The following is a 25,436-nucleotide window of genomic DNA, read 5'->3' as shown; positions in this document are numbered from 1 at the left end:
AGGTCCGAGCCGATTGCTCGACTCCGACCGTTGCGGTGCGCCTCTTTCGCGCATCTTCCTGATCAAGCTTTTTGTTGTGCTTGAGTAATCACCTCGCCCGCTGTGGGCGCATTCCAGTAAGGATCACTTCGTGAGCAACGAAACCTCCGCCGAGACGACCGCGTCGCTGTCGGCGATGAAGCTGCCCGAGCTGAAGGCTCTGGCCGCCTCTCGCGGCCTGAAGGGCATTTCCCAGCTTCGTAAGCCCCAGTTGATCGAGCTGCTGAGCAACGGCGCCGGCGCCTCGACCCCGCAGGAAACCGCTCCCCGTGAGGACGCTCCTGCCTCGTCCAAGAAGAAAGCCGACAAGCCGGCCGCCGAGAAGTCGGCAGAGGAGGGTCCTGCGGCTGAGAAGTCGGCTTCTGAGGCTCCTGCCGAGGCGCCGCGCCGCTCGCGTCGCCGTCGCGCGGTGAGCCAGGGCGCCGTTGAGCCCGCGCATGTCACTCTTGACCTGCCCCTGCCCGCCGCGGAGCGCGCCGAGGCCGCCCCGGAGTCCGATACGACCGTCGTCGAAACTGTCCTCAACATCGAACTGCCCGACGGGGATGACACCGAGGCGCGTCGCCCTCGCCGTGAGCGTGGCCGCCGAGGCCGACGTGACCGCGAGAACCGTGAGAACCGCGAGAATCGTGAGGGCCGCGAGAACCGTGAGGGTCGTGAGAACCGCGAGGGCCGCGAGGGCCGCAACCAGCGCGGCGGCGAGGAGAACCTCGCCCCGATCGCCGGCATCCTCGACATCCAGGAAAACCACGCCTTCGTGCGTACCTCGGGCTACCTGCCCGGCCCGAACGACGTCTACGTGACGCTGGGCAACGTGCGCCGCTGGGGCCTGCGCGCCGGTGACGCGGTCGCCGGTGCCGTTCGCCTGCCCCGCGAGGGCGAGCGCCAGCGCCAGAAGTACAACGCCCTCGTGCGCGTTGACTCCGTCAACGGTATGACGATCGAGCAGGCGCAGGCGCGCCGCGAGTTCGGCAAGCTGACCCCGGTCTACCCCTCCGAGCAGCTGCGTATGGAGACCTCTCCCAAGGCCTACACGCCGCGCGTCATCGACCTGGTCGCCCCCGTCGGCAAGGGCCAGCGTGGCCTCATCGTCTCCCCGCCCAAGGCCGGTAAGACGATGGTCATCCAGCAGATGGCCAAGGCTATTGAGCTGAACAACCCCGAGGTGCACCTCATGGTCGTCCTGGTGGACGAGCGTCCCGAAGAGGTCACCGACATGCGCTCGATCGTCAAGGGTGAGGTCATCGCCTCCACCTTCGACCGTCCCGCATCGGACCACACGACCGTCGCCGAGCTCGCGATTGAGCGCGCCAAGCGCCTGGTCGAGCTGGGCCAGGATGTCGTCGTGCTCCTCGACTCGCTCACGCGTCTGTCGCGCGCCTACAACCTGGCTGCGCCCGCCTCGGGCCGTATCCTCTCCGGTGGCGTCGACGCGTCCGCGCTGTACCCGCCCAAGAAGTTCTTCGGCGCTGCCCGCAACATCTCCGAGGGCGGCTCGCTGACGATCATCGCCTCCGCCCTGGTGGAGACCGGCTCGAAGATGGACGAGGTCATCTTCGAGGAGTTCAAGGGCACCGGCAACATGGAGCTGCGCCTGTCGCGCCAGCTCGCCGAGCGCCGCATCTTCCCCGCGATCGACCTCAACGCGTCGGGTACCCGTCGCGAGGAGCTGCTCTTCAAGCCCGAGGAGCTGCGCATCATGTGGAGGCTCCGCCGCGTCCTGGGCACGCTCGACCAGCAGCAGGGCCTCGAGCTGGTCCTCGATAAGCTCAAGGAAACCCAGTCCAACGCTGAGTTCCTCATGCTCATCCAAAAGACCACGCCCTCCGAGTGATCGGCGGGTAGGCGCGGGGCGAGTGGCGAGAGCCGCTCGCCCCGTTTTCTGTTGAGACGTACGTGCGAGTACCGGACAACTGATAAGGCCTGTGCCAGAATTGGCGCATGGTGAACATGACACCGAATGCGGCCAATTCGCGGGCGCCACGGGGTACCTCGCGCCGATCCTGGAGTGCTGCGCGCGGATTTCTGCGCCTCGTTATCGGTCTCTTTCTCTCGCTGACGGCTCCCCTTCAGCTGCTAATCGCGATCTACGAGCAGGCCCATCATGGGATGGGGGAGGCGGTTGACTGGCCGAATTGGACCGGCTGGGTTATGGCGCTGTGCGGAATCGGCGTGCTGTGGGGAGGGGTCAGTTGTCGGCGCTCGAGGCGTCGGAAAATGATGACGATCGCGCAGACGTGGGCATCCTTGGAGAGCCAGCGGGCGCAGGTTGAGCGTGTGTTCTCAGCGCTCGTTCGCGCCGGGCACTACGAGAGCGCACTGGCGGCGCGCTACGAGTATGCCCGAGCCGAACGCGTCAGGGTTGGCGCTCGAATCGAGGAGTACAGGTCGCCCGGTTTCTTCGCATCGCTCAGCGAGGCGTCGGGAGGGTCGGAGGATGAGATCCTTGCGCAGATGGCCGGCCTGGCGGATGCGGATGCTGCGTTCATGGCGGCGCGTGACTTTTTTGCGCTCGCGCCCGGCTGGCGCGATGTGTGGAACCACGAGATTGGCCCGATCATCGAAGACTTGGACGTCCTCGATGACGTCGCAGACAGCCTCGAATCAATCTGCACGGACCCGCACATCCTGACGGACATTGAGGCGTTCCGAGAGCGTGTGGGGGATGACAAGGACAAGGTGATCAGCCTGGGAGAACGCCTCGAGGGCAGGCAGCTCGATCCTGCCCAGGCGCTGGAAGAACTTGACCGGATTGCCAACGAGGCGCGAGCGCGCACCGCCGAGCTCATCGAGGCGACTCTCGCCACCGATGCCTCGTCGCAGGGACGCGCACGCTACGCGCGGTGGAAGGGCGCGGGAATCAGCCTGACCGCGGCTAACGCTGAGTACGACGGGGCCTACTGGAGCGAGGACGCAGACACTGACGTCGAGTACAATCCGGCAGCCACGATCCGACTGATTGCAAACTCCGCAGGCGTCGACCTGAACGGGCTGCCAGCACCGGCGACCGGTGTCCTGACGGCCGGCCGCGCATCCATCTATCTACTGCCGATGTATCTTGATCGATACGTGACTGGCGACGTGGATGCGGCAGGCGACGGCTCATCCTCGGACTGAGTGGGTGGTGGGGGCCGGTTGCGCCGTTGCTGCGTCTCGAAAATGCTGGTGCCACCGTGCGTGAGCGTGACCGTCATGTCAGAGTGAAGGTATGACGTCTTCGACGAGCGATGCAATGAACTCAGATCCCACGAGCCAGAATTCCCGGAATACTCGGCTGGATGTACGCGGTCTCCTGCGTATCGTGCTGGGGGCTATTCTGGTCCTCTTCACGCCCGCTTGGTTGGCGGTGGCAGCATACGAATACTCGCAGCCGACTGCTTCGGCGACGAGCCTCGTCTCACCCGTTGTGGAGATCCGCGACGAAACCAGCAGCTTCCAGAGCATCGACGGCCGCCCGCTCAGCGTCGCACTGGAGGGGATCGGCTTCCTGCGCCCCATCCACCTCGTCGTCTTGTCCACGGACAACCTGACGGATGACAACTTGGACGAGGCGACCCTGAAGTATGCGCGCGCGAAGCATCCTGAGTGGATTGCGCGCAACGGCTACAAATGGGCCGACGGCTACTTCATCCTCGCGGTGTCTCCCACGCACCGGCAGGTCGGCACCTACTTCGGTGAGGACATCGCCCCGACGCTGTCGATCCAGAGCGAGATTCAGGACGCCGCGAAGGATGATTTCCGCGAGGGGCGCTGGAGCCAAGGTGTGGTCGCGGCGGTCAGCACGGCGGCGTCCATCATGCCCAACGAGGCCGGGATGAGCCTGGAGAACCGGCCGGTGTGGCCCGACTGGAAGGGCGCGCTTGCAACCCTCGTCGGAATCGGCATTCTCGCGCGTGGGCACAGCCTGCACCGTAAGACGCTCGAGAACGCAAGCAAGGTGGCCGAGGAGTGGAAGGCTTTGGAGAGGCGCCGGGGCGAGGTGGAGCGCGCGTTCGTCGCTCTCCTCGAAGCCGGGGACTACACGAGCGGTCTGTCCGCGCGCTACGAATCTGCGCGCGCCGAATACGAGAGGGTTCGGGAGCGGATTGCGCAGACGCAATCAACGCATTTCCTGGGAACGCTGAGCGCGCAGGCGTCGGACGAGACGGATGAGATCCTCGAGGATCTGCACGCACTAGCGGACGCGGACCATGCGATTCTGGCGGCAGGTGATTTCTTCGCGCTGAGGCCCGGCTGGCGCGCCATCTGGGACAACGAGGTTGGTCCGATCTTCGAGGATCTGCAAGCAGTCGATAACGTCGGGGTCACGGTGCGCGACCACGTGAAGAACCCTAAGGTGCACGGGGCCACCAAGTCGCTGTTCCAGTGGACGAATGAGCAACGTGCGCTGCTGCTCGGCCTCGGCACCCGTCTCGAGCGCGCCGAGGTCACCCCGGCTCAGGCTCTCGAAGAACTCGACCGAATCGCGAATGAGAGCCGCACGCGCCTGGCGGACGTGGTGACGAGTGCGCTAGCGCTCGATTCCTCGACGGAGGGGAGACTACGTTACGCGAGGTGGCAGAGCCCACCGACCGAACTCGTGAATGCAGCCGAGATGTTCTACAAAGGCTCCTACCTCAGCCAGGGAGCCACGCACGAGTACAACCCGGCGTCGACGATTCGACTCACCGCGAATTCCGCCGGTGTTAACCTCGCGGCATACCGGGCCAACACGTCGAGTCGTTTCAAAGACTACGACAGCTACATCTACGTCAGGCCCCTGTACCTCGACGAATATGTGATCTCTAGCGGCACTACCTCGTCGAGCACGTCGAGCGCGAACTACGGTTCCTCTTCGGGTGGCTTCTCGGGCTCCGGTTCCTCCTCGTCCTTCTGATAGGCATCAAGATGGTGAGCGGATGGGAACGAAGCATGCCAGAGTGGAGGCATGACATCCATCATGACAGGCGGGCTGGATAACGCTCCTGCGCGCCCGGGCATGTTCTGGCGAGGCGCGCGCGGATTTCTGCGCGTCCTGGCGGGCATGCTTCTGTTCCTTGTGACTCCCGCGTGGTTTGTGATCGCCTCCGCCGTGGATGCGCCGCAGATTCTTGCGTGGCCGGCATGGTACGCGTGGGTCACCTCGTTCATGGGTATCGTGCTCTGGGGGCGCGGATGGATGCTGCGCCGCCAGGCACGCGACAACCTCAGGCGGGCCTGCGACGAGTGGGAACCATTGGAGAAACGGCATCAGGACGTCGAGCACAGCTGCGTTGCGCTCCTGGAATCTGGGCACTACAACCGCGGGCTTGCCGCGCGCTGGGAGGCTGCTTGCGCCGAACGCGACAAGCTGCGCGCCCGGATCGCTGCGGGGTCGTCGGTTCCGTTCCTCGCTTCGCTGAGTGCGGCAACGGCGCGGGAGACGGATGCGATCGTCGAGCATTTCCACGGTCTGATGGATGCGCACGTCGCGATGATGGCGGCTCGCGATCTCTTCGCGCTTGCTCCCACCTGGCACGGGATATGGGAGAACGAGACAGGGGTGGTCTACGAGGACCTGACCGTCCTCGAGACCCTCACGGAAAGTGTCCAGCGGCGCAGCCGAGAGCCGATGGTGCTCAGCACAGCGGCGTCCCTCGTGGCGTGGGTCAATGAGCAGCGCGTGGCCGTCAGCGACCTGGCGGCGAGCATTGAGCGCGTGCAGATGGACCCCGCCGAGGCACTGACGCAGCTCGATCACATCGCTGACGAGGCCAGAGTGCGCCTGGTGCGACTGATCGAGGTGGCTCTCGTAACCGATACGTCCATGATTGGGCAGAGGCGCTACAAGCGCTGGAGAAGAGGCGCGGGGGAGAAGCTGCGCACCAACGAGACCCTCTACATCGGCGCGTACCGCATCTCCGGCATGACGTATACCTACAATCCCGCCCAGGCGATTCGCCTGACTGCAAATAGTGCGGGTATAGATTTCAAGGGTAGTGCGGCTCATTCCACCGCCCTGTTCACAGCGTTTAACGCCACCGTCTACGTGCCTCCCGCGTATCTTCATCGTTACCTTGTGTGGGATGGAACCTCGCGGTACGGATCATCGCGGGCGAACTACCTGACGTCCGCCGCGAACATCGGCCCGCACGAGCGGACACGCTAAGCGCGGTACTGTGAGCCGACCTCGTGCTCACGGGGAGTCTGGGTGGCCATGCGTGTTGTGCGCCCATAGCGGATCTCACGTGTGCTGCTTCCTTTCTTCATTGAAGGGGAAGGGTGCATGTGCGATAATGTCCTGTCGGCTTACCGGTTCACCGGCATGCCCCAGGCGCTGCTAGCGCGCTGGAGGGCGAGCCCTCGCCAGATGCGGGGGACGCTGCATGTCCGGACCCGGGGCACCAAACGATCCAGGAGAAACTCCATGAAGAAGGGTATTCACCCCGAATACGTGGACACCGTCGTGACCTGCACGTGCGGCAACAAGTTCCACACCCGTTCCACCATCACCTCCGGTGAGATGCGCGTGGACGTGTGCTCGGCCTGCCACCCGTTCTACACGGGCAAGCAGAAGATCCTCGACACCGGCGGCCGCGTCGCCAAGTTCGAGGCTCGCTACGGCAAGCGCGTGCGCCCCTCGAAGTGAGGGTGAGCAGCTAGCTCAACGGCGGTGTCGTTGGCCTGATGGCCGACGGCGCCGCCGCTTTGTCAACTGTACGGATCGAAGGATGTGGTGAATAGTGGCTGCGACGGACGAGCTCGGCGCCCTGGGCCCGCTGCTGGAGGAATACGAGCAGGTCGAGGCGCAGATGGCGGATCCCCAGACGTTGGCGGACCCGCAGCTGATGCGCCGCGTGGGACGCCGCTACGCCGAACTTGGTCGCGTGAAGGCCGCCGCAGATCGGCTCGCGGCTGCCTCGGGAGATCTTGAGGCTGCCCGTGAGCTCGCGGCCGAAGACCGGTCCTTCGCCGACGAGATTCCCGCCCTCGAAGAAGAGGAAACGGCTGCCCACGAGGCTCTCGTCAAGATCCTGGCCCCTCGTGATCCTGAGGACGCGATGGATGTCATTCTTGAGATCAAGGCCGGCGAGGGCGGCGAAGAGTCCGCGCTCTTCGCATCCGATCTGGCGCGCATGTACGGTCGCTACGCTGAGGCTCACGGGTGGAGCGTGACCGAGATGAGTGCGACCCATACGGAGCTCGGCGGCTTCAAAGACATTACCCTGGCGATCCGTGCGAAGGGCACGCCCGCCCCCGATGAGGGTGTGTGGGCTCACCTGAAGTATGAGGGCGGCGTGCACCGCGTGCAGCGCGTTCCCGTGACCGAGTCCCAGGGTCGCATCCACACGAGTGCCGTCGGCGTATTCGTCATGCCGGAGATCGAGGACGACGAGGAGATCGTCATCGACCCGAACGACCTGCGTATCGACGTGTATCGGTCGAGCGGCCCCGGCGGGCAGTCCGTGAACACGACGGATTCGGCCGTTCGCATCACCCACTTGCCCTCCGGCATCGTCGTGTCGATGCAGAATGAGAAATCGCAGCTGCAGAACAAAGAAGCCGCCCTGCGCGTGCTTGCATCGCGCCTGGCCGCGGAGGCGCGAGCGAAGAAAGAGGCCGAGGCCTCGGCTCAGCGCCTCTCCCAGGTGCGCACAGTGGACCGCTCAGAGCGTATCCGCACCTATAACTTCCCGGAGAACCGGATCGCGGATCATCGCACGGGCTTTAAGGCACACAACCTCGACGCGGTCCTGTCGGGCGCGCTCGATGCCGTTATCGCTTCGCTGCAGGAAGCTGATGAGGCCGAGCGTTTGGCCGCTGCCGCGCAGTCATGACGGGAGGCGACATGAGCGAATGGCCCTTGAACGAGGCCCGATCCTGGGCTCGGGAGCGCTTGAGCGCTGCCGGGATTGAATCCGTTGACGCGGACGTGCGCGAGCTGCTGGAGTGGGCGTGCGACGCCTCGTCCCAGTGGGACCTGCCGACGGAGTTGACCGAGGAGCAGGCCGAGAAATTGCGCTCCGGGGTGGGGGAGCGGGCCCTGCGTATCCCGCTCCAGCACGTCACCGGTCGCATGTTCTTCCGTTCGCTCACGCTTCAGTCGGTGCCCGGCGTGTTCATCGTGCGTCCCGAGACCGAACTTCTCGCCGGTCTCGCCATCGACGAGGCCGGGGCTATCGTGCGTGAGCGCGGAGAGGCGCGCGTGGTTGATTTGTGTACGGGTTCGGGTGCTATCGCGTTCGCTGTCGCTCTCGAGGCCGCGTCCACCGAGGTGTGGGCGGTTGAGAAGGAAGCGGATCCTTTCGCCCTGGCGTGCCGAAACCGGGATCTCGTCGGAGCATGCAGAGTGCATCTCGAGCGTGCAGATGCCACGGCGCTCACAACCCTGTCCCACCTTGACGCGATGGTTGACGTGGTCGTGACGAACCCGCCCTACGTGCCGACGGATGAAATGCCGACTCAGCCTGAGGCGAGCGCTGATCCTCACGTCGCCCTGTACGGCGGTAGCTCGGACGGTACGGCGATTCCCGTGCGTATTATTCGGCGCGCCCGAACTCTGCTACGGCCCGGCGGCACGCTGCTGATGGAGCATTCTCCGAGCCAGGATGCGGCGTTGCGCGACGCCGCTCGCTCAGCTGGATTTGTCGACGTGGAGACGTTGCCTGACCTGGTGGGACGCTCGCGCTTCCTGCGTGCTCGCGCGTCCCGTTCGACGAAGCCAACCGCATCCGTGACACAATGACAACGATGAGCACTGAGACGATCCTGAGCGCAGCCCCCGCACTGAGCGAGGCCGACCTGGCGCGCGCCCAGCAGGAGCTGCGCGACGGGCACCTTCTCGTCGTTCCCACGGACACCGTGTACGGCATCGGAGCTGACGCCGCGAATCCCGAGGCCGTCGCCGCGGTGCTGGCCGCGAAAGGACGCGGACGGCAAATGCCGCCCCCCGTTCTCGTTGCATCCGTCGAAGCGATCGACTCGCTGTGCGTCGATGTTCCCGATGCCGCCCGCACGCTCGCGCGTGCCTTCTGGCCCGGCGGACTCACACTCATTCTGCGAGCTCGCCCAGACCTCGGGTGGGATCTCGGTGAGACCGGCGGAACGATCGGCGTGCGCATGCCGAACCAAGGCGCGCTCCTGCGACTGCTGCGCGACTTCGGGCCCATGGCCGTGACGTCAGCGAACCTGACAGGGCAACCTCCGGCGACGTCCGTGGAGGCGGCCATCGGGTATTTCGGTGCACGCGTTGGCGCCTACCTTGACGGCGGACCCACCCAGGGATCCACGGCCTCGTCGATCGTGGACTTCGCCCACGACGCACCGCGCGCACTGCGGCTGGGAACGATCTGCCTGGATGACCTGAGCGCTGCAGCCGGTGTGACTATCGCACCCGTGCAGGGGAGCGCTTCGTGAAGGTCTACCTCCTGCTCGGTGCCATTGCGATGGCTCTGACGATTCTGCTCACCCCGGTCGTTCGCTGGACGTGCCTGCGCTTCAACATCCTGCCCCCCCTGCGCGGCCGCGACCTTCAAAAGACCCCGATCCCGCGCCTGGGCGGCATCGCCATGACCATCGCGTTGATCGTGACAATGCTGGTCGCCTCACGCATCCCCTACATGGCGCCCCTGTTTACGACAACAGTCCCATGGGCCGTCATGGCCGGCGCCGCCGCCATGTGCGTCCTCGGTATCATTGACGACATTATCGAATTGGACTGGATGGCTAAGCTCGGCGGCCAGGTGCTGATCGCTGGCGGTATGGCCTTCGGAGGCGTCCAGCTCGCGTCCTTCCCGATTTTCGGTATCACGCTCGGTTCCTCGCGCCTGTGGCTCTTCGTCTCCGTCTTCTTCATCGTCGGCATCATGAACGCCGTCAACTTTATCGACGGTCTCGACGGCCTGGCAGCGGGCATGATTGCGATTGGCGCGGGATCTTTCTTCGTCTACTCCTACATCATCACCAGACTGATGGGAGCGGCTTCCTACGCGACGACTGCAAGCCTCATCGTGATCGCGTTGCTCGGCGTGTGCGCGGGCTTCCTCTGGTTTAACTTCCACCCTTCCTCGATCATGATGGGCGGGGGAGCGGAGACCATGGGACTCGTCCTGGCCGGCGCAGGCATCATTGTCACCGGCAAGATCGATCCGACGCTGCTGGGTCGCCAACAGATGATTGTGTCCGCGCTGCCCCTCATCCTGCCACTGTCTGTCATTTTCATGCCGGTCCTCGACCTGGTCGTCACCTCGATCCGTCGCATGAGCCGTGGGAAAAGCCCGTTCGTCGCAGACCGCTCGCACTTCCATGATCGCCTGCTCGTTGCTGGACACTCCCACCGCGGAGTTGTCGCGATCCTGTGGATGTGGACCGCCATCGTCTGCGTGCCGGCCGTCGGTCTCCTCGTCTTCGAATGGTGGAGCGTCGCCTTTGTCGCTGTTGTCGCGGCGGCGGTTGGCGTGGCCGTGACGACCCGAGAGTTTCCCAAGGAAGACACCGCCCACGAGGAGCTTTCCGCATGAGCTACCTGCTCGCCGTCCTCATGATCGTCATTATCTGTGCCGCGCAGTGGTTTTTCACCTCCCGCGCGCTGCACTCACCCTCCCATTTCATTGGATGGGTCAGTGGCGGGTACGCGGCGAAAATCGGACTTCTCGCCCTCGGTCTGTACGTCCCACGCGCGCTTGGGATCGACGTGCGCATCGCCGCAATCGCGACAATCATCGCGGTTATCGTGTCCTCCAGCGTCGAGATGGTCGTCATGATGCGCAAGCGGACCATGAACGTCGACGCGCCGGGAGACACTGAGTAACCCTTGCGCGCGCCTGAGACTCCCATCTCTGTGTAGAATGGGTAAAGTTGCTATGACAGCAGAGACAAGCCAATGGAGTTGAGAAAAAGGAGGCACATTCAGTGTCTGATCACGCGCCTGCTCGCCGCACCGCGCCTAAGCCGCGCTGGTATTGGGTGAGCCTCGCGATCCTCCTCATCGTCATTGCCCTGACCGCCTACCCGGCGTTCACGCAGCACCCTCACCAGCCGGCTCTTGAGGACTTCTTCCCGACCGTGATCTTCGGTGAGGGAACATTCTTTGAATTCAACCGCCTGACGCTTGCCCGCGTCATTATGGGTCTGCTCGTGTGCGTGGTTCTCGTCCTCGTCGCGCGCAATTCCAAGCTGGTTCCGACCCGCGGACAGATGGCCGTCGAGGCCATCGCCGGCTACATCCGCGACAACGTCGCCCTCGACATGCTGGGTCCGAAGACGGGCCGCAAGTTCTCCGGCTTCATCGCTTTCCTCTTGTTCGGTGTCCTGTCCATGAACATCGCGGGCATCATCCCGGGCATCAACATCGCCGCCTCGTCGGTGGTCGCCGTTCCGATGTTCTTCGCTCTCATCACGTACGTCACCTTCATCGGTGCGGGCATCGGCAAGCAGGGAGTGGGCGGCTTCTTCGCATCCCAGCTCTTCCCGCCTGGGCTGCCCGTTCCGATGTACCTCCTGATCACGCCGATCGAGTTCCTGTCGAACTTCATTGTTCGCCCCGTCACGCTGACGCTGCGACTCCTGTGCAACATGATCTCCGGACATCTGCTGCTCGGCATGACCTACTTCGGGACGGCAATTCTGCTCCACGAACTCTCCGTCCTGTCTGCCGCCTCCGCGCTGACCGGTGCCGCCATGTTCGTGATGACCGGCTTCGAGGTCTTCGTGGCCTTCCTGCAGGCATACATCTTCACGATCCTGTCGACCGTGTACATCAAGCTTTCCGTCGAACATCACTGACCCCCAACGCCACCCGGCGTTACTAACAGAAGGAAACCACTATGGGAACCGCAGCATTCGCCTACATCGGCTACGGCCTCGCCACCCTGGGCCCCGGCCTCGGTATCGGCCTCATGGTCGGCAAGAACCAGGAAGCGACCGCCCGTCAGCCCGAGGTTGCTGGCCGTCTCTTCACCAACATGATTATCGGTGCCGGCATGGTTGAGGCCCTCGGCCTCATCGGCTTCGTTATGCCGCTCATCGTTAAGTGATCGCTATGCACCAGATTGTCGCCGCTGCGGACCAGGAGGTCGGCGGCCTCGCCGTCATCCTGCCGCCGCTGTATGAGATTTTCTGGTCGGCTGTCGTTCTGCTTATCGTCCTGCTCCTCGTCGGACGCTACGCGCTGCCTCGCATCTACCAGACGATGGACGAGCGTGCTGCAAAGATTGAGGAGGGCCTCGGCGCCGCCGAGCAAGCGAAGGCCGATCAGGCCGCCGCTGCGCGCGAGCGCGAGGAGATCATTCGTGAGGCGCACGCGCAGGCGCACACCATCCGTGAGCGCGCCAACGACGAAGCGAAGGCCATTGTGGCCGCCGCCCGTCACGAGGCAACCAGCGAAGCTAACCGTATCGTTGAGGCCTCCCAGCGTCAGATCCTCGCTGAAAAGCAGGCCGCGCAGATCTCCCTGCGCTCCGAGGTGGGCCTTCTCGCCTCTGAGCTGGCAGAGAAGATCATTGGTGAGCAGCTGACCGACACGGCGCTGACCTCCCGCGTGGTTGATCGCTTCCTTGACGAGCTCGAGGCCGACTCCGCGCTGGTTGAGGAGAAGCGATGACACAGATGCGCACGATCGAGTCCGTCCCCTTTGCGAAGGACCTGGCGGCGGCGCTTGCCGTACCCGGTACCGACGCAATGCGGGTGGCCGAGGATTTTTTCGGTCTGGCCGACCTGTTCAAGGAGAACACTCGTCTCGCGCGTGCAGTGACCGACCCGGCGCGGTCGGTCGCAGATAAGCAGGGCCTGGTGTCCGACGCGTTCGGCTCCCACGTCACGCAGGCGACGATGTCCGTCGTCAACGGCGTTGTCGCGGACCACTGGCGCCATCCGGCCGACGTCGCCTACGCGCTTGAAGTGCTCGGCATTCTCGGTGTGCTCAACGCGGCGGGTTCCCACGGCGCCCTCGATCAGGTCCGTGAGGAGCTGTTCCAGGTTCGTTATTTCCTGGCGCACCACCGCGAGGTGCGTGTTCGTCTGTCGGATACGGCCAAGGGCAACTCCCATGAGCGTGGGGATATCGCCACGAAGCTCTTCGGCCAGCGGGTCAGCGTCTGGACGATGCGCCTGCTGCGCCGTGCGGTCGGCCGCTCGAACCACGGTCGTCTTCTCCACAACCTGCGTCGTTACGCCCAGTGGGCTGCGACCATGCAGGACCGACTCTTCGTCACGGTCGCTACGGCCGCGCCGATGAGCGACGCCCAGGTTGAGCGTCTGCGTGCCATCCTCTCGAAGCGCTACGGCACTGCCGTTGACCTGGCGATCTCGATTGATCCCGAGGTCATTGGTGGGTTCCGCCTGCGCGCGGGCATGAGCGCGATTGACGCCTCGCTGGCCACTCGTATCGCCGCTGCGCGCAGCGCGATCACCAGTTAGTACCTCTCATACACACACAATTTTCTTTTCTTAGTTAGGAATCCTCATGGCTGACCTCAGCATCTCCCCGGAGGAAATCCGCGGAGCACTGGACTCCTTTATGGAGTCCTACCGTCCGGCGGACGTGGCCACCGAAGAGGTGGGTCACGTCATCGAAACGGCCGATGGTATCGCGCACGTCGAGGGCCTGCCCGGCACCATGGCGAACGAGCTGCTGCGTTTCGAGGACGGGACGCTGGGCCTGGCCATGAACCTCGACCAGCGCGAGATCGGTGCCGTTGTCCTCGGTGACTTCGGCGGTATTGAAGAGGGCCAGGTCGTGCATCGCACGGGCGAAGTTCTCTCGGTCCCCGTCGGTGACGGCTACCTCGGCCGCACGGTCGACCCCCTCGGCCGCCCGATTGACGGCCTCGGTGATATCACGGATCTGGATGGGCGTCGCGCGCTCGAACTGCAGGCCCCCGGCGTCATGGCACGTAAGAGCGTGCACGAGCCCCTTGCTACCGGCCTGAAGGCCATCGACTCGATGATCCCGGTTGGCCGCGGCCAGCGTCAGCTGATCATTGGCGACCGCAAGACCGGTAAGACGGCGATCGCGCTCGACACGATCCTCAACCAGCGCGACAACTGGAAGAGCGGCGACCCGAATAAGCAGGTGCGCTGCATCTACGTGGCGATCGGCCAGAAGGGTTCGACCATCGCCTCCGTGCGTTCCACGCTGGAGGATGCCGGTGCCATGGAGTACACGACCATCGTCGCCTCACCGGCCTCGGATCCCGCAGGCTACAAGTACATGGCTCCCTACACGGGCTCCGCCATCGGCCAGCACTGGATGTACCAGGGCAAGCACGTCCTCATCGTCTTCGACGATCTGTCCAAGCAGGCCGAGGCCTACCGTGCGGTGTCGCTGCTGCTGCGTCGCCCGCCGGGCCGCGAAGCCTACCCCGGCGACGTCTTCTACTTGCACTCGCGTCTGCTCGAGCGTTGTGCAAAGCTCTCCGACGCCCTGGGTGGCGGTTCGATGACCGGCCTGCCGATCATCGAGACCAAGGCAAACGACGTGTCGGCCTACATTCCGACGAACGTCATTTCGATCACCGACGGTCAGATCTTCCTGCAGTCCGACCTGTTCAACTCGAACCAGCGTCCTGCCGTCGACGTGGGTATCTCCGTGTCCCGTGTCGGTGGTGCCGCCCAGCCCAAGGCGATGAAGAAGGTCGCCGGTACGCTCAAGCTGACGCTCGCGCAGTACCGTTCCATGGCCGCCTTCGCGATGTTCGCCTCCGACCTGGATGCGGCGACGCGCCGTCAGCTGACGCGCGGTGAACGCCTGATGGAGCTGCTCAAGCAGCCTCAGTCCACCCCGTACGCGATGGAGGATCAGGTTGCGTCGATTTGGATGGGCACCAAGGGCTACCTTGATGACATCGAGGTCGAGGACGTCCTGCGCTTCGAGCGCGGCCTGCTCGACCACCTGCACGCGAACTCGACCGTGCTCGACACGATCGCGGCGACCGGCGACCTGACCTCCGAGACGGAGGAAGCGCTCAAGAACGCCGTCGAGGAGTTCCATCACCAGTGGATCAGCGCCGGGCGTGGTGCCGCAGACCTGGAGGATGGCGAGGTCGTGGCTGAGCGTACCCGCGAGGAGATCTCGCGCGGTCGCACGAACGAGAAGGCCTAAGCGATGGGCGGACAGCAGAGGATCTACAAGCAGCGTATCGCCTCGACGACGACGCTCGCGAAGGTCTTCCGCGCCATGGAGATGATTGCTGCGTCTCGCATCGGCGCGGCGCGGCGCGCTGCCACTGAGGCGGGGCCCTACGAGAAGGCCCTGACCCAGGCGGTCGCGGCGGTCGCGGTCCACACGGATCTCGACCACCCGCTGACCGAGGAACGTCAGGACACGAGTCGTGTCGCCGTCCTGGTTGTGGCATCGGATCGCGGTATGGCCGGAGCCTACTCAGCAACCATCCTGCGCGAGTCGGAGAAGCTGATCACGGACCTGCGTGAGGATGGCTACGAGCCCGTTCTCTATACCTTTGGACGCAGGGCGTCGGCGTACTTCCGCTTCCGCGGTGTCACCATTGAGCGGGAGTGGGAAGGTGAGTCTGACTCGCCCTCTCCCGACACTGCACGCGAGATGGCGCAGGTGCTGCTTGAGCGCTTCATGGACCCCGATCCTGACACGGGCGTCGGTGCGCTGCACCTCGTCTACACGCGTTTCAAGACGGTCATGAGCCAGGTGCCCGAAGTGCGCCAGATGCTCCCGCTGACGGTTGTGGATGCCCCCGAATCGGACGAGGAACGCACGACCGAGCGCGGCTTCGCGGACGACCCGGCATCGGCTCAGCCCGAGTACGAGTTCATTCCGTCGGCCCAAGCCGTGCTCGATACGCTCCTGCCTCTTTACGTGGAGGCGCGCATCCACAACGTGCTGCTCCAGTCCGCAGCGTCCGAGCTCGCATCGCGTCAACGCGCCATGCATACGGCGACGGACAACGCGCAGGAACTCATCACCAAGTACACGCGTCTGGCGAACTCGGCCCGCCAGGCGGAAATCACCCAGGAAATTACCGAAATCGTGGGCGGGGCCGACGCTCTGGGCGCGAGCTAAGCCCTTCGAGACACGGAGTAACACTATGACTGATACCCAAGCAATTGCCGAGGGACGCGTCGCCCGCGTCGTCGGCCCTGTCGTCGACGTTGAGTTTCCCCCGGACCGCATCCCGCCGCTGTACAACGCACTGACCGTCGAGGTGAACCTTGCCGGTCAGGGTGAGGGTGAGTCGACCTTCACGATGACACTTGAGGTTGCCCAGCACCTGGGCGATAACCTCGTGCGTACGATCGCGCTGAAGCCGACCGACGGCCTCGTTCGTGGCGCGCCCGTTACGGACACCGGTGCACCCATCTCCGTCCCTGTCGGTGACGTCACCAAGGGCCACGTGTTCAACGTGACCGGCGACGTCCTCAACCTCGCAGAGGGCGAGACCCTTGACATCAAGGAGCGTTGGCCGATCCACCGCCAGCCCCCGGCCTTCGATCAGCTCGAGGCGCGCACCAAGATGTTCGAGACCGGCATCAAGGTCATCGACCTGCTGACCCCCTACGTGCAGGGCGGCAAGATCGGCCTCTTCGGCGGTGCGGGCGTCGGCAAGACCGTCCTCATCCAGGAGATGATTCAGCGCGTGGCTCAGGACCACGGCGGCGTCTCCGTGTTCGCCGGCGTCGGCGAACGTACCCGTGAAGGCAACGACCTGATCGGCGAAATGGAAGAGGCAGGCGTCTTTGATAAGACCGCCCTCGTCTTCGGCCAGATGGACGAGCCGCCGGGCACGCGTCTGCGCATCGCCCTGACGGGCCTGACCATGGCGGAGTACTTCCGCGATGTTCAGCACCAGGACGTCCTGCTGTTCATCGACAACATCTTCCGCTTCACCCAGGCGGGTTCCGAGGTCTCCACGCTGCTGGGCCGCATGCCCTCCGCCGTGGGCTACCAGCCCAACCTGGCTGATGAGATGGGTCTGCTTCAGGAGCGCATTACGTCGGCTGGCGGCCACTCGATCACCTCGCTGCAGGCGATCTACGTTCCCGCCGACGACTACACCGACCCGGCTCCGGCGACGACCTTCGCTCACCTGGACGCGACGACCGAGCTTTCCCGTGAGATCGCGGCCAAGGGTATTTACCCCGCCGTGGATCCGCTGGCCTCGACCTCGCGTATCCTCGACCCGGCCCTCGTGGGTCGCGAGCACTACGACGTCGCGACGCACGTCAAGGCGATCCTGCAGAAGAACAAGGAGCTGCAGGACATCATCGCCATCCTCGGTGTCGACGAGCTGAGCGAGGACGACAAGGTGACGGTCGCGCGTGCGCGCCGCATCGAGCAGTTCCTCTCGCAGAACATGTACATGGCTGAGAAGTTCACGGGCGTGCCCGGTTCGACCGTGCCGCTGTCGGAGACCATCGAGGCGTTCAAGCGCATTGCCGAAGGCCACTACGACGATGTTCCGGAGCAGGCCTTCTACAACTGCGGTGGCATCGACGACCTGGAGCGTAATGCTCACGAGCTGGCCAAGGAAGCCTGATGGCATCGGGTAAGTCCTTGCAGGTCGAGGTCGTCTCCCACGAGGGACGACTGTGGCACGGTGCGGCGCTCTCCGTTCAGGTGCCGACGGTGGATGGAAGCCTGGGCGTTCTGCCCGGCCGCCAGCCGCTGCTCGCCCAGATGGGCGAGGGTACCGTGACGGTGTCGTGCACGTCCGAGGTCATGTCTTTCGAGGTCAGTGGGGGATTCGCCTCAGTCGACTCGGATTTCGTCACGGTCGTGGCTGATCACGCTACAGTGGCAGAACAGTAATTCGACGCTACGCGAGGAGGACCTCATGAGCCTGATGATGATCGTGATCTGGTGTGTGGTTCTCCTCGCGTGTGTCGGGGCGATCCTGTGGGCGTACATGAATGTGCGCGCCCGCAGGATCGTTTCGCGTTTGGGGGCGTTTCGGTGTTGGTCGCGTCCGGACGTACATGCGGGGTGGACGGCTGGTATCGGCGTGTATGGCGTCGAGGAACTGTCCTGGTATCGCCTCGTGGGACTGAGCTTCAAGCCGGTCTATTCGATCCCGCGTCGGGGCATGGAGGTCTCGGCTCCGATTGCGCACTCGGCTGACGGTTCAGTGGTCGAGGTGCGCCTGGCGTATGGTGAGCATCGTTACGAGGTTGCCGTGGAACGCCTGACATATAACGGATTGGTCTCCTGGGTGGAGTCCGGTCCTCCGCGCCTCGTGTGAGCAAGGTTGGTAAGCTCGCGGGGTGCGTATTGTTATTGCTTCCTGCACCGTTGATTACTCCGGTCGGCTGAGCGCCCACCTGGATCCGGCCAAGCGCGTCATCATGCTCAAGGGTGACGGGTCGGTGCTCATCCACTCTGAGGGCGGCTCATACAAGCCGCTGAACTGGATGACAGCGCCGTGTACGGTCTCCATGGGCGAGCCCGGTGACGACGAAGAAGGCGTCGAGCAGGTCTGGACGGTTCAGGCCGATAAGACCGATGACAAGCTCATCATTCGTATCCACGAGATTATCGCGGACGTGACCGAGGACCTGGGCGTCGACCCCGGCCTCGTCAAAGACGGTGTGGAGGCGCACCTGCAGGAGCTTCTCGCCCAGCAGGTGCCCCAGATTCTTGGCGAGGGTTGGGAGCTGGTGCGCCGCGAGTTTCCGACCCCCGTGGGCCCGGTGGACCTGATGGTGCGCGACGCGGATGGCAACCACGTCGCGATCGAGGTCAAGCGCCGCGGTGGTATCGACGGTGTCGAACAGCTCACGCGCTACCTGTCGCTGCTGGGGCGCGATGCGCTCCTCGGCGATGTGACCGGTATTTTCGCAGCCCAGGAGATCACGAAGCAGGCGCGCACCCTGGCGCAGGACCGTGGGATTCGCTGCGTGGTCCTCGACTACGACGCGATGCGCGGGGTGGATGACCCCGAGTCTCGCCTGTTCTGATGACGTTGTCCAGGCGCGCGAGCCTTGGGCGAATTGTCGCCCAGGGTCTCGTCTCAGCGACCGCGGCGCGCTCGCCGCTGGATGCCGTGGAGAATCTGCTGGCGCTGCAAGGCCAGCAGGCGAGCGCGATCCCGTGGGCGATCGGCGTGCGCTGCGTGGGCGTGCCACGGGCGCAGATCAGCGCCGCGTTCGACTCGGGTGCCCTCGTTCGGTCGTGGCCGATGCGCGGGACGGTGCACGTGACGAGCGGGCGCGACCACCACTGGCTGCGGCGCCTGCTGCGCCATCGGCGTGCAGCGTGGGAACGCCAGGCGTCTTCTCTGGGCCTGTCGGATGCGATCGTCGAGCGCGCGGCTCAGGTTGCGTGTGACCTGCTGGAGACCTCGCCCGGGGGAGTGAGCCGCGTTGAGCTCGTCGAGGCGTGGGAGAACAGCGGCATCGACACTGTGACGGCGTCGTCCTCACAGGCGGGTCTGCGGCGCCGCCATCTCGTCATGCGCCTGCACCTGGACGGGGCGCTCGCCGCAGGTCCTCTGCGCGCGGGGGAGCATCTCATGGTTGATGCGCGAGGGCTGCCTGGTGCACCGGGCGTCGCGCAGGGTGAAAGCGGACATGACGAAGCCCTCGCGGTTTTGGCCGCGCGTTACGCCTGGGGGCACGGTCCTATTGACGAGGCGGACCTGGCCAGGTGGACCGGGTTGACTCTCACACAGGCGCGTCGGGCGATGGCCGGGGCACGCGAGGCGGGGAGCAGCATCGGCTTGCCCATCGCGGAGTTTGAAGGTGGCCTGGCTCGCGCTGACCTTGCTGACCTCGTGGAAGCTGCCAGAGACGAGGCCGAGGCGATGCTTGCGCTGCCCTCATTTGACGAGTTGCATGTCGGCTATAAGGACCGTTCCTGTCTGACGGACCAGGCGGGCGAGGCTTTGATCTGCCCGGCGAAGAACGGGATGTTTCGTCCGATTGCGGTTGCAGGTGGACGCGTGGTTGCCGTGCGCGCCCCCGGCAGCCAGGTTGTGAGCGTCGACGGCTGCGGGACCTATGAGGAATCGGCGCGACGGGCGTTCGGCGACTGGGAGAAATGGTTGTCTGAGACACAGCGCTAAAGTGTCATGTGTGCCACAATGTGTGTATGACTATTTCTGTGCTGCGTGGCCGCCTTGTTCTGGAGGATACCGTCGTTGAGGACGGAATCATCGAGTTCGACGGCGCGACTATTACCCGTGTGTGTCCCGTTTCCGACTATGAGGGCGAGGTGCCCGAGGCCAGTGATTCGACCTACCTTCCCGGCCTCGTCGATGTTCACTGCCACGGTGGCGGTGGAGAGTCCTTCCCCAACGCGGAGACCGCTGAGGCAGCCCTCGTGGCAGTCCTCGAGCATCGTCGTCATGGGACGACCTCGCTCGTTGCGTCCTGCGTAACCGCTTCCGCTGAGGTACTGCGAGCGCGCGCAAAGACCCTGGCTGAGCTGGCCAAGGCTGACGAGCTCGCTGGCATTCACTTTGAGGGGCCGTTTGTTTCTCATGAGCGCTGCGGTGCTCAGGACCCGACCTACATCGTTGATCCCGACGCGGACCTGACGCGCACCCTCATCGAGGACTGCCAGGGCTACGCGCTGTCGATGACGCTGGCCCCTGAGAAGCCCAATGCCTACGGTCCCGGATCGGTTGCCGAGGCCCTTATCGATGGGGGAGCGGTACCTTCCTGGGGCCACACGGATTCCAACTCGGTGAAGGCGCGCGAGGCTCTGGCCTACTCGCGTGAGCATTTCGCGCAGACGGAGACCAAGCGAGGTCCCCGTGCGACGATCACGCACCTGTTCAACGGCATGCGCCCGCTGCACCACCGCGACACCGGCCCGATCGCCGAATTCCTCTCGGACGCTGCGCGCGGCGGCGCCGTCGCCGAGCTGATCTGCGACTCCATCCACGTCGATCCCACGCTCGTGCGTGACGTGTACGAGCTGGTCGGCCGCGAGCACGTCGTCCTCATTACCGACGCGATGGCAGCCGCTGGAATGGCCGACGGCGAGTACACGCTCGGCCCCCAGGACGTCATCGTCAAGGATGGAGTTGCCCGCCTGGCTCAGGGCAATGCCATCGCCGGTGGAACGGCCCACCTGATGGACTGCGTGCGCGTTGCCGTCACCAAGGGCGGGATCCCGCTTGTCGACGCCGTGTACATGGCCTCCGTGCAGGGCGCCACGATCCTGGGCGACGATACGATTGGTTCACTCGCGCCTGGGAAGAAGGCTGACATCGTCGAGGTCGATGGCGACCTCGCCGTGCGCCGCGTCTGGCGACGTGGCACTGTGGTTGCGTGAGAGGCAAACGAAGCAAGAAACGACCGTGGGGCGAGGCGCGTCCATTGCAGATGGACCGCCTCGCCTCCGTGCCGCGTACGGAGCGAGGACCGGACGGGCTGGACTATCAGGTGCGTCGTCTTCCCAGCGCGGCCAAGGAATATACCTGCCCGGCTTGCCTGCGTCCGATTCCGCAGGGCAGCGCCCATATCGTTGCGTGGCCTGAAGAGGCACCTTTTGGCCTCCCTCAGGGTGTTGATGGTCGCCGTCACTGGCACTCGGAGTGTTGGCGTCGTGGCCTGCGACCGCTGTGACGTGCGGATGTGATGTATCACTGCCCGGGGTGCGGATTCGGCCATGCCCGCGGTGAGCACGTAAAGTGGGGACTGAAGAATGCCCGCAGTGTGGGCATTGGACGTGAGGAGCAACCGTGGAACTCTTTAAGCGATACATGGCGGCATCGTCAATGGGCGTTGTCGCTCTTGTATGCGTGCTCGTCGGGCTGCTCGGCGTGACCGTGCTGCGGCCGCCGACGCATCAGGTGTCGTCCGTCGAATCTCCGACGGATCTGATCATGACCCGCGGCAACGTGCTGTCGATCGTGAAGGACGACGTGACGGTCACCGCGACGTCGAAGTCCGGCGCCCCCGTGACTCTGAGCATTGGCACGACGCAGGATGTGAAGGGCTGGATCGGCGATGCGGCCTACACCGAGGTCATCGGTGTCGAGTCGGATCGCACGAAGCTCAAGGCTGAGTCTCACGCTGCGGTCGCCTCTGGTCAAACTGCCCCCGCAGCTCCTTCCACACCCGCCCAGTCGGGCGCGCAGTCCGGTGTCCAGTCGGGTGCCCAGCCCCTCGCCGATCCGACTTCCGCCGACCTGGTGGCGCAGCTGGCCTCGTCCGATATGTGGTTCAAGCAGGCCAGCGGTCAGGGGACCGTCAGCCTGGATCTGGAGAACGTTCCGTCAGGTCGTTCCGCCCTGGCTGCCTCCGCGGCCGGTCCGGGTGACCTCACGCTGACCCTGACGTGGAAGGTCGAACAGACCAACACCCTGGCGATCATCGCTTTCCTTGCTGCCTGCGTCTTCGCGCTGATCGCTCTCGCGCTGTTCCTCACGCGCTGGCAGCTCCTGCGTCTGCGTAAGATCCGCGAGGCCCGTATCGAAGAGCGCCGTAAGGCGGATTCCCTGGAGACCTCGTCGATTAACTCCGCGGCTGTCGCGGAGCGTATCGCCGCCGCCCGTGACTCGTCCCCGGCACCTGCGCCCGTCCAGGCACCCGTCAAGGACGCCGAGGCCGTCAATGAGGCCGATTCCTCGAAGGATTTAGCTGGTTCCGCTCCCGATGAGAAGCAGGCCGAAGAGAAGGCGCAGTGGGGTGCGGCCGCCTACACGCCGGCTGGCGAGGAACCCGCAGGTGATACCCCGGTCGAAGAGCAGCCCTCGCAGGAGACGCCCCTCGTTGACGAGCGCGCTCAGGACGCCACCAGTGCCGCCGAAGAGAGTGTGCCTGCCGTCGAAGATAACTCCGGCAAGCCCGCAGCCGAGTCGGCGCCTCAGGACGAGTACGTTCCCGACCCGCTCACGGACACCTTCGAGCGTCGCGGACGCCACGGCCTCGACAATGGGCCGATCGATCAGGATCCGCCCGAGCGCGCCACGACCGATACCGGCGTCATCGACCTGTCCGGTATTCGTGGCGGTCGCACGCTTCCCTCGCGTCGCGCGCTGCGCGAGGCCCGCAACAACGGTGAGCAGACGGTCGTCGTTGACGGCCAGGAATTCAACACGGGTCTGATTCCGGTCACGCGTCCTCGCACGGCCGAACCTGCCGCTCCGACCTCGGCACCTGATGACGATGCGTCGAAGACCGGCGGCTGGACCTCGATCATGTCCGGTTGGCTCAAAGACCGCGAGGAAGGCAAGTGATGAAGAGACGGACCGCAGCGGTAGCGACCGCCGCCCTCCTGATGGCATCGACGCTCGGGCTGAGCGCATGCTCCAACGAGATCGTCGCCCAGTCGGGCGAGGAGACGCAGAGCGCCGCGAACCTGGATCTCGAGCGCATCTCCTCCGTCCTCGACGCGACGGGCAGCGCCATGACGACCGCAGACGCGTCGCTGAACGCACAGGATCTGTCGGGCCGCGTTTCCCAGGGGGCGCTGGCCTATCGCACCGCTCAGTACGCGCTGGCCACGGCCTCGGGCCAGGCCCCGCAGGCCCTGGACTTTACCCCGGCGTCCCTGGCGATCACGAACTCCGATTCGTGGCCGCGCGCGATCTTTAATATCTCCGCGTCCTCCACGACGGCACTGCCTGTCCTGCAGGTGTACGTGCAGGACTCGGCGCGCTCGGACTACCAGCTGACGAACTACGCGCGACTGCTCGGCGGCACCCAGCTGACGCTGCCGCCCGTGGGCACTGGCTCGGCTTACGTGACCGGCGACTCCGAGGGATTCGTCGTGAGTCCGCAGGCCGCTCTGTCGCAGTACATTACGATGCTCAACTCGGGCAGCCAGGATACGTCGCAGTTCCCCGCGGACGACTTCACGAAGACCTACTTGACGGGCATCAGCGACCTGAACTCGTCGGTGAGCGCCGCAGGCTCCGTGACTGCCGCGGCGACCGCGACGGACTACCCGATTTCGGGACTCGTGCTGCAGGATGGTTCGGCTCTCGTCGCCGCCAACTTCAAGTACACCCTGACCTACCAGCGCACCGTCGCAGGCGCGACGATGAACCTGGGTGGAAAGACCGCGACGATGAGCCCTGGCGGCACGACGGTGGAGGGGACGGCGACGGCGGATTACCTGGCGACCGTCCTCATGCGCATCCCTTCGAAGACTGCCGGTGGAACCCCCCAGGTTGTCGGCGGCGAGTACACGATCGTGTCCGTGGCGCTGGATCCTTCCTCCAGCCCGGGCTGATTTTCACCCACAGCGCACATGTCGTCCCCGTGTCTTTGAGTCGCGGGGACGACGCATATCATCGTTGATAGAAACACTTCAGCCACGAAGAGGACCATCATGACCACGCCTGACCCCCGTCCCACGTCCGAGGCGACGCCCATGCCCGCAGACTCGCACGGAGCCGTCGACCTCTCGGCTCGCCAGAGCACTCCTGGCGCCGCTCAGGAGAGCGCTCCGGCAGCGGGGGAGGGCCTGCACATCCCGCTCATCACCACCACGGACGAGGAAAATTTCCAGGACGTCATGTCCACCTCGCAGGCCGTGCCGGTCATCATGGTCATGTGGTCCCCGCGTTCGCTCGAGTCCAAGCCCACCCTGGCCATGCTCGAAGAGATCGCGCGTGAGAACGCGGGCAAGTTCCAGCTGGTCGAGGTTGATATCGACAAGGCTCCCGCGATCGCTCAGGCCTTCCAGATTCAGGGCGTGCCCACGGTGGTCGCTCTCGTGGGTGGGCGTCCCGTTCCCCTGTTCCAGGGCGGCGCAGCGAAGGAACAGGTGCTCCCCGTTATTTCGCAGATCCTCGAGGCTGCGACGCAGATGGGCATCACGGCGCGCATCGCCGTGGCCGCCGAAGATACGGTCGCTCCGACTCCGCCCGAGCACGAGGCCCCGCTGGCCGCCGAGGCCGCCGGCAACCTCGACGAGGCCATCGCGGGTTGGGAGAAAGTCATCGAGCTGAATCCGCGCGACGAGGACGCGAAGTCTCACCTGTCGCGCGTGCGCCTGGCCGCCCGCAGTGCCACAGCCGACACCACCGACCCTGCGGCGCGCGCGGATGCGCTGTTCGCCGCGGGCGACGCTGCCGGTGCCTTTGACGTGCTGCTCGACCTGCTGGCCGCCTCCACGGATGCCGAGGAGCGCGACGCACTGCGCCTGCGTCTGCTGGACCTCTTCCGTGTCGCTGGATCGACGCCCGAGGTTTCCAAGGCACGTACGCGCCTGGCGATGCTCCTCATGTGATACCGTTGTGCCAACGCACAGTTGCGGAAAGGGGCCGTCGTCATGGCTGCATGGATCATCGTCGCTCTCGTGTTCGTCTGCGTCGTCGTGTGGTACGGATGGCATTCCACGCACAACGAACTGACGAAGAAGATTGACCGGGAGTCCGACCCGGTGGCTAGGCGCGAACTGATCAAGCTGCAGGGGCAGATCGACCGGGGAAGGGCGGGCTTCTAAGGATCGCCCGCGTACACCGTCGCGCGCCGCAGCCGCAACGGCTAGGCAACGAGGAGGCCGGAGCAGG

General features: G+C 64.9%; 27 protein-coding genes. All 27 read left to right on the top strand.

Annotated elements, in window-relative coordinates; translation table 11 throughout:
- Positions 1–130 precede the first annotated feature (130 nt).
- The 27 genes from rho to HMPREF1478_RS05825 all read left to right on the top strand — a co-directional run bounded on the left by rho (position 131) and on the right by HMPREF1478_RS05825 (position 25,369).
- Positions 131–1,873: a transcription termination factor Rho gene (gene rho / locus HMPREF1478_RS05950; RefSeq protein ID WP_016461175.1), complete on the top strand. Its 1,743-nt coding sequence runs from the start codon at positions 131–133 to the stop codon at positions 1,871–1,873.
- A 191-nt stretch (positions 1,874–2,064) separates the two neighbouring features.
- A complete protein-coding gene (locus HMPREF1478_RS05945) occupies positions 2,065–3,156 on the top strand; it encodes a DUF5129 domain-containing protein (RefSeq protein WP_286127312.1) in 1,092 nt (363 codons plus the stop codon).
- Positions 3,157–3,247: 91 nt separating this feature from the next.
- Positions 3,248–4,915, top strand: coding sequence for a DUF5129 domain-containing protein (locus tag HMPREF1478_RS05940; RefSeq protein ID WP_148332977.1), 1,668 nt, complete (start codon positions 3,248–3,250; stop codon positions 4,913–4,915).
- A 51-nt stretch (positions 4,916–4,966) separates the two neighbouring features.
- Positions 4,967–6,166, top strand: coding sequence for a hypothetical protein (locus HMPREF1478_RS05935; RefSeq protein ID WP_016461172.1), 1,200 nt, complete (start codon positions 4,967–4,969; stop codon positions 6,164–6,166).
- 258 nt (positions 6,167–6,424) lie between these two features.
- A complete protein-coding gene (rpmE, locus tag HMPREF1478_RS05930; protein ID WP_016461171.1) occupies positions 6,425–6,646 on the top strand; it encodes a 50S ribosomal protein L31 in 222 nt (73 codons plus the stop codon).
- Between the two features lie 94 nt (positions 6,647–6,740).
- Positions 6,741–7,835, top strand: a complete 1,095-nt coding sequence (prfA, locus tag HMPREF1478_RS05925; protein ID WP_016461170.1) for a peptide chain release factor 1 — start codon at positions 6,741–6,743, stop codon at positions 7,833–7,835.
- Positions 7,836–7,846: 11 nt separating this feature from the next.
- Positions 7,847–8,743 carry a N5-glutamine methyltransferase family protein gene (locus tag HMPREF1478_RS05920; RefSeq protein WP_016461169.1) on the top strand — a complete coding sequence of 299 codons (897 nt, stop codon included), beginning with the start codon at positions 7,847–7,849 and terminating at the stop codon, positions 8,741–8,743.
- Positions 8,740–9,414, top strand: a complete 675-nt coding sequence (locus HMPREF1478_RS05915) for an L-threonylcarbamoyladenylate synthase (protein ID WP_016461168.1) — start codon at positions 8,740–8,742, stop codon at positions 9,412–9,414. Before HMPREF1478_RS05920 ends, HMPREF1478_RS05915 begins: the two co-directional genes overlap by 4 nt.
- Complete coding sequence (locus HMPREF1478_RS05910; RefSeq protein ID WP_016461167.1) at positions 9,411–10,517, top strand: MraY family glycosyltransferase; 1,107 nt, start codon at positions 9,411–9,413, stop codon at positions 10,515–10,517. The genes HMPREF1478_RS05915 and HMPREF1478_RS05910 overlap by 4 nt, the downstream gene beginning before the upstream one ends.
- Positions 10,514–10,807 (top strand): hypothetical protein, encoded by a 294-nt coding sequence (locus tag HMPREF1478_RS05905; RefSeq protein ID WP_016461166.1) that lies wholly within the window; start codon positions 10,514–10,516, stop codon positions 10,805–10,807. Before HMPREF1478_RS05910 ends, HMPREF1478_RS05905 begins: the two co-directional genes overlap by 4 nt.
- A 101-nt stretch (positions 10,808–10,908) precedes the next feature.
- Complete coding sequence (gene atpB, locus HMPREF1478_RS05900) at positions 10,909–11,781, top strand: F0F1 ATP synthase subunit A (protein WP_016461165.1); 873 nt, start codon at positions 10,909–10,911, stop codon at positions 11,779–11,781.
- A 41-nt stretch (positions 11,782–11,822) separates the two neighbouring features.
- The gene (atpE, locus tag HMPREF1478_RS05895; RefSeq protein ID WP_009648812.1) at positions 11,823–12,032 is read left to right on the top strand and encodes an ATP synthase F0 subunit C; all 210 of its coding nucleotides are present in this window, start codon (positions 11,823–11,825) and stop codon (positions 12,030–12,032) included.
- Positions 12,033–12,037: 5 nt separating this feature from the next.
- Complete coding sequence (gene atpF / locus HMPREF1478_RS05890) at positions 12,038–12,598, top strand: F0F1 ATP synthase subunit B (protein WP_021610561.1); 561 nt, start codon at positions 12,038–12,040, stop codon at positions 12,596–12,598.
- A complete protein-coding gene (locus HMPREF1478_RS05885; protein WP_016461163.1) occupies positions 12,595–13,413 on the top strand; it encodes a F0F1 ATP synthase subunit delta in 819 nt (272 codons plus the stop codon). The genes atpF and HMPREF1478_RS05885 overlap by 4 nt, the downstream gene beginning before the upstream one ends.
- Before the next feature lie 46 nt (positions 13,414–13,459).
- Positions 13,460–15,097: a F0F1 ATP synthase subunit alpha gene (gene atpA / locus HMPREF1478_RS05880; RefSeq protein ID WP_016461162.1), complete on the top strand. Its 1,638-nt coding sequence runs from the start codon at positions 13,460–13,462 to the stop codon at positions 15,095–15,097.
- 3 nt (positions 15,098–15,100) lie between these two features.
- Entirely contained in the window at positions 15,101–16,030 is a 930-nt protein-coding gene (locus HMPREF1478_RS05875; protein WP_016461161.1) for a F0F1 ATP synthase subunit gamma, read from the top strand.
- A 25-nt stretch (positions 16,031–16,055) separates the two neighbouring features.
- Positions 16,056–17,504: a F0F1 ATP synthase subunit beta gene (gene atpD, locus HMPREF1478_RS05870; protein ID WP_016461160.1), complete on the top strand. Its 1,449-nt coding sequence runs from the start codon at positions 16,056–16,058 to the stop codon at positions 17,502–17,504.
- A complete protein-coding gene (locus HMPREF1478_RS05865; protein ID WP_016461159.1) occupies positions 17,504–17,776 on the top strand; it encodes a F0F1 ATP synthase subunit epsilon in 273 nt (90 codons plus the stop codon). Before atpD ends, HMPREF1478_RS05865 begins: the two co-directional genes overlap by 1 nt.
- 25 nt (positions 17,777–17,801) lie before the next feature.
- The gene (locus tag HMPREF1478_RS05860) at positions 17,802–18,206 is read left to right on the top strand and encodes a DUF2550 family protein (RefSeq protein ID WP_016461158.1); all 405 of its coding nucleotides are present in this window, start codon (positions 17,802–17,804) and stop codon (positions 18,204–18,206) included.
- A gap of 22 nt (positions 18,207–18,228) precedes the next feature.
- Positions 18,229–18,921: an endonuclease NucS gene (gene nucS, locus HMPREF1478_RS05855; protein WP_016461157.1), complete on the top strand. Its 693-nt coding sequence runs from the start codon at positions 18,229–18,231 to the stop codon at positions 18,919–18,921.
- A complete protein-coding gene (locus HMPREF1478_RS05850) occupies positions 18,921–20,027 on the top strand; it encodes a DNA glycosylase AlkZ-like family protein (RefSeq protein WP_016461156.1) in 1,107 nt (368 codons plus the stop codon). Before nucS ends, HMPREF1478_RS05850 begins: the two co-directional genes overlap by 1 nt.
- 26 nt (positions 20,028–20,053) lie before the next feature.
- Complete coding sequence (locus HMPREF1478_RS05845) at positions 20,054–21,244, top strand: N-acetylglucosamine-6-phosphate deacetylase (RefSeq protein ID WP_016461155.1); 1,191 nt, start codon at positions 20,054–20,056, stop codon at positions 21,242–21,244.
- Between the two features lie 50 nt (positions 21,245–21,294).
- On the top strand, positions 21,295–21,537 hold the full coding sequence (locus tag HMPREF1478_RS10860; RefSeq protein WP_082157674.1) for an Rv1322 family protein: 243 nt from the start codon (positions 21,295–21,297) through the stop codon (positions 21,535–21,537).
- A gap of 152 nt (positions 21,538–21,689) precedes the next feature.
- Positions 21,690–23,153 (top strand): hypothetical protein, encoded by a 1,464-nt coding sequence (locus tag HMPREF1478_RS05840; protein ID WP_034475435.1) that lies wholly within the window; start codon positions 21,690–21,692, stop codon positions 23,151–23,153.
- A complete protein-coding gene (locus HMPREF1478_RS05835; protein ID WP_016461153.1) occupies positions 23,153–24,151 on the top strand; it encodes a hypothetical protein in 999 nt (332 codons plus the stop codon). Before HMPREF1478_RS05840 ends, HMPREF1478_RS05835 begins: the two co-directional genes overlap by 1 nt.
- A gap of 99 nt (positions 24,152–24,250) precedes the next feature.
- Positions 24,251–25,153, top strand: coding sequence for a tetratricopeptide repeat protein (locus tag HMPREF1478_RS05830; RefSeq protein WP_016461152.1), 903 nt, complete (start codon positions 24,251–24,253; stop codon positions 25,151–25,153).
- A gap of 42 nt (positions 25,154–25,195) precedes the next feature.
- Positions 25,196–25,369 carry a hypothetical protein gene (locus tag HMPREF1478_RS05825; RefSeq protein ID WP_016461151.1) on the top strand — a complete coding sequence of 58 codons (174 nt, stop codon included), beginning with the start codon at positions 25,196–25,198 and terminating at the stop codon, positions 25,367–25,369.
- Positions 25,370–25,436: the final 67 nt, after the last annotated feature.

Source organism: Actinomyces sp. HPA0247 (assembly GCA_000411415.1).
GTDB lineage: Bacteria > Actinomycetota > Actinomycetes > Actinomycetales > Actinomycetaceae > Pauljensenia.
The sequence above is the reverse complement of the archived record's forward strand: the minus strand, read 5'-3'. Positions and strand labels throughout refer to the sequence as shown.

What these genes read in the sequence shown, in the direction of transcription:
- HMPREF1478_RS05940 (WP_148332977.1), top strand. Translation starts at nt 3,248, where the DNA reads ATGACGTCTTCGACGAGCGATGCAATGAACTCAGATCCCACGAGCCAG.
- HMPREF1478_RS05935 (WP_016461172.1), top strand. Translation starts at nt 4,967, where the DNA reads ATGACATCCATCATGACAGGCGGGCTGGATAACGCTCCTGCGCGCCCG.
- rpmE (WP_016461171.1), top strand. Translation starts at nt 6,425, where the DNA reads ATGAAGAAGGGTATTCACCCCGAATACGTGGACACCGTCGTGACCTGC.
- HMPREF1478_RS05920 (WP_016461169.1), top strand. Translation starts at nt 7,847, where the DNA reads ATGAGCGAATGGCCCTTGAACGAGGCCCGATCCTGGGCTCGGGAGCGC.
- HMPREF1478_RS05915 (WP_016461168.1), top strand. Translation starts at nt 8,740, where the DNA reads ATGACAACGATGAGCACTGAGACGATCCTGAGCGCAGCCCCCGCACTG.
- HMPREF1478_RS05905 (WP_016461166.1), top strand. Translation starts at nt 10,514, where the DNA reads ATGAGCTACCTGCTCGCCGTCCTCATGATCGTCATTATCTGTGCCGCG.
- atpE (WP_009648812.1), top strand. Translation starts at nt 11,823, where the DNA reads ATGGGAACCGCAGCATTCGCCTACATCGGCTACGGCCTCGCCACCCTG.
- atpF (WP_021610561.1), top strand. Translation starts at nt 12,038, where the DNA reads ATGCACCAGATTGTCGCCGCTGCGGACCAGGAGGTCGGCGGCCTCGCC.
- HMPREF1478_RS05885 (WP_016461163.1), top strand. Translation starts at nt 12,595, where the DNA reads ATGACACAGATGCGCACGATCGAGTCCGTCCCCTTTGCGAAGGACCTG.
- atpA (WP_016461162.1), top strand. Translation starts at nt 13,460, where the DNA reads ATGGCTGACCTCAGCATCTCCCCGGAGGAAATCCGCGGAGCACTGGAC.
- HMPREF1478_RS05875 (WP_016461161.1), top strand. Translation starts at nt 15,101, where the DNA reads ATGGGCGGACAGCAGAGGATCTACAAGCAGCGTATCGCCTCGACGACG.
- atpD (WP_016461160.1), top strand. Translation starts at nt 16,056, where the DNA reads ATGACTGATACCCAAGCAATTGCCGAGGGACGCGTCGCCCGCGTCGTC.
- HMPREF1478_RS05865 (WP_016461159.1), top strand. Translation starts at nt 17,504, where the DNA reads ATGGCATCGGGTAAGTCCTTGCAGGTCGAGGTCGTCTCCCACGAGGGA.
- HMPREF1478_RS05860 (WP_016461158.1), top strand. Translation starts at nt 17,802, where the DNA reads ATGAGCCTGATGATGATCGTGATCTGGTGTGTGGTTCTCCTCGCGTGT.
- HMPREF1478_RS05850 (WP_016461156.1), top strand. Translation starts at nt 18,921, where the DNA reads ATGACGTTGTCCAGGCGCGCGAGCCTTGGGCGAATTGTCGCCCAGGGT.
- HMPREF1478_RS05845 (WP_016461155.1), top strand. Translation starts at nt 20,054, where the DNA reads ATGACTATTTCTGTGCTGCGTGGCCGCCTTGTTCTGGAGGATACCGTC.
- HMPREF1478_RS10860 (WP_082157674.1), top strand. Translation starts at nt 21,295, where the DNA reads ATGGACCGCCTCGCCTCCGTGCCGCGTACGGAGCGAGGACCGGACGGG.
- HMPREF1478_RS05840 (WP_034475435.1), top strand. Translation starts at nt 21,690, where the DNA reads ATGGGCGTTGTCGCTCTTGTATGCGTGCTCGTCGGGCTGCTCGGCGTG.
- HMPREF1478_RS05835 (WP_016461153.1), top strand. Translation starts at nt 23,153, where the DNA reads ATGAAGAGACGGACCGCAGCGGTAGCGACCGCCGCCCTCCTGATGGCA.
- HMPREF1478_RS05830 (WP_016461152.1), top strand. Translation starts at nt 24,251, where the DNA reads ATGACCACGCCTGACCCCCGTCCCACGTCCGAGGCGACGCCCATGCCC.
- HMPREF1478_RS05825 (WP_016461151.1), top strand. Translation starts at nt 25,196, where the DNA reads ATGGCTGCATGGATCATCGTCGCTCTCGTGTTCGTCTGCGTCGTCGTG.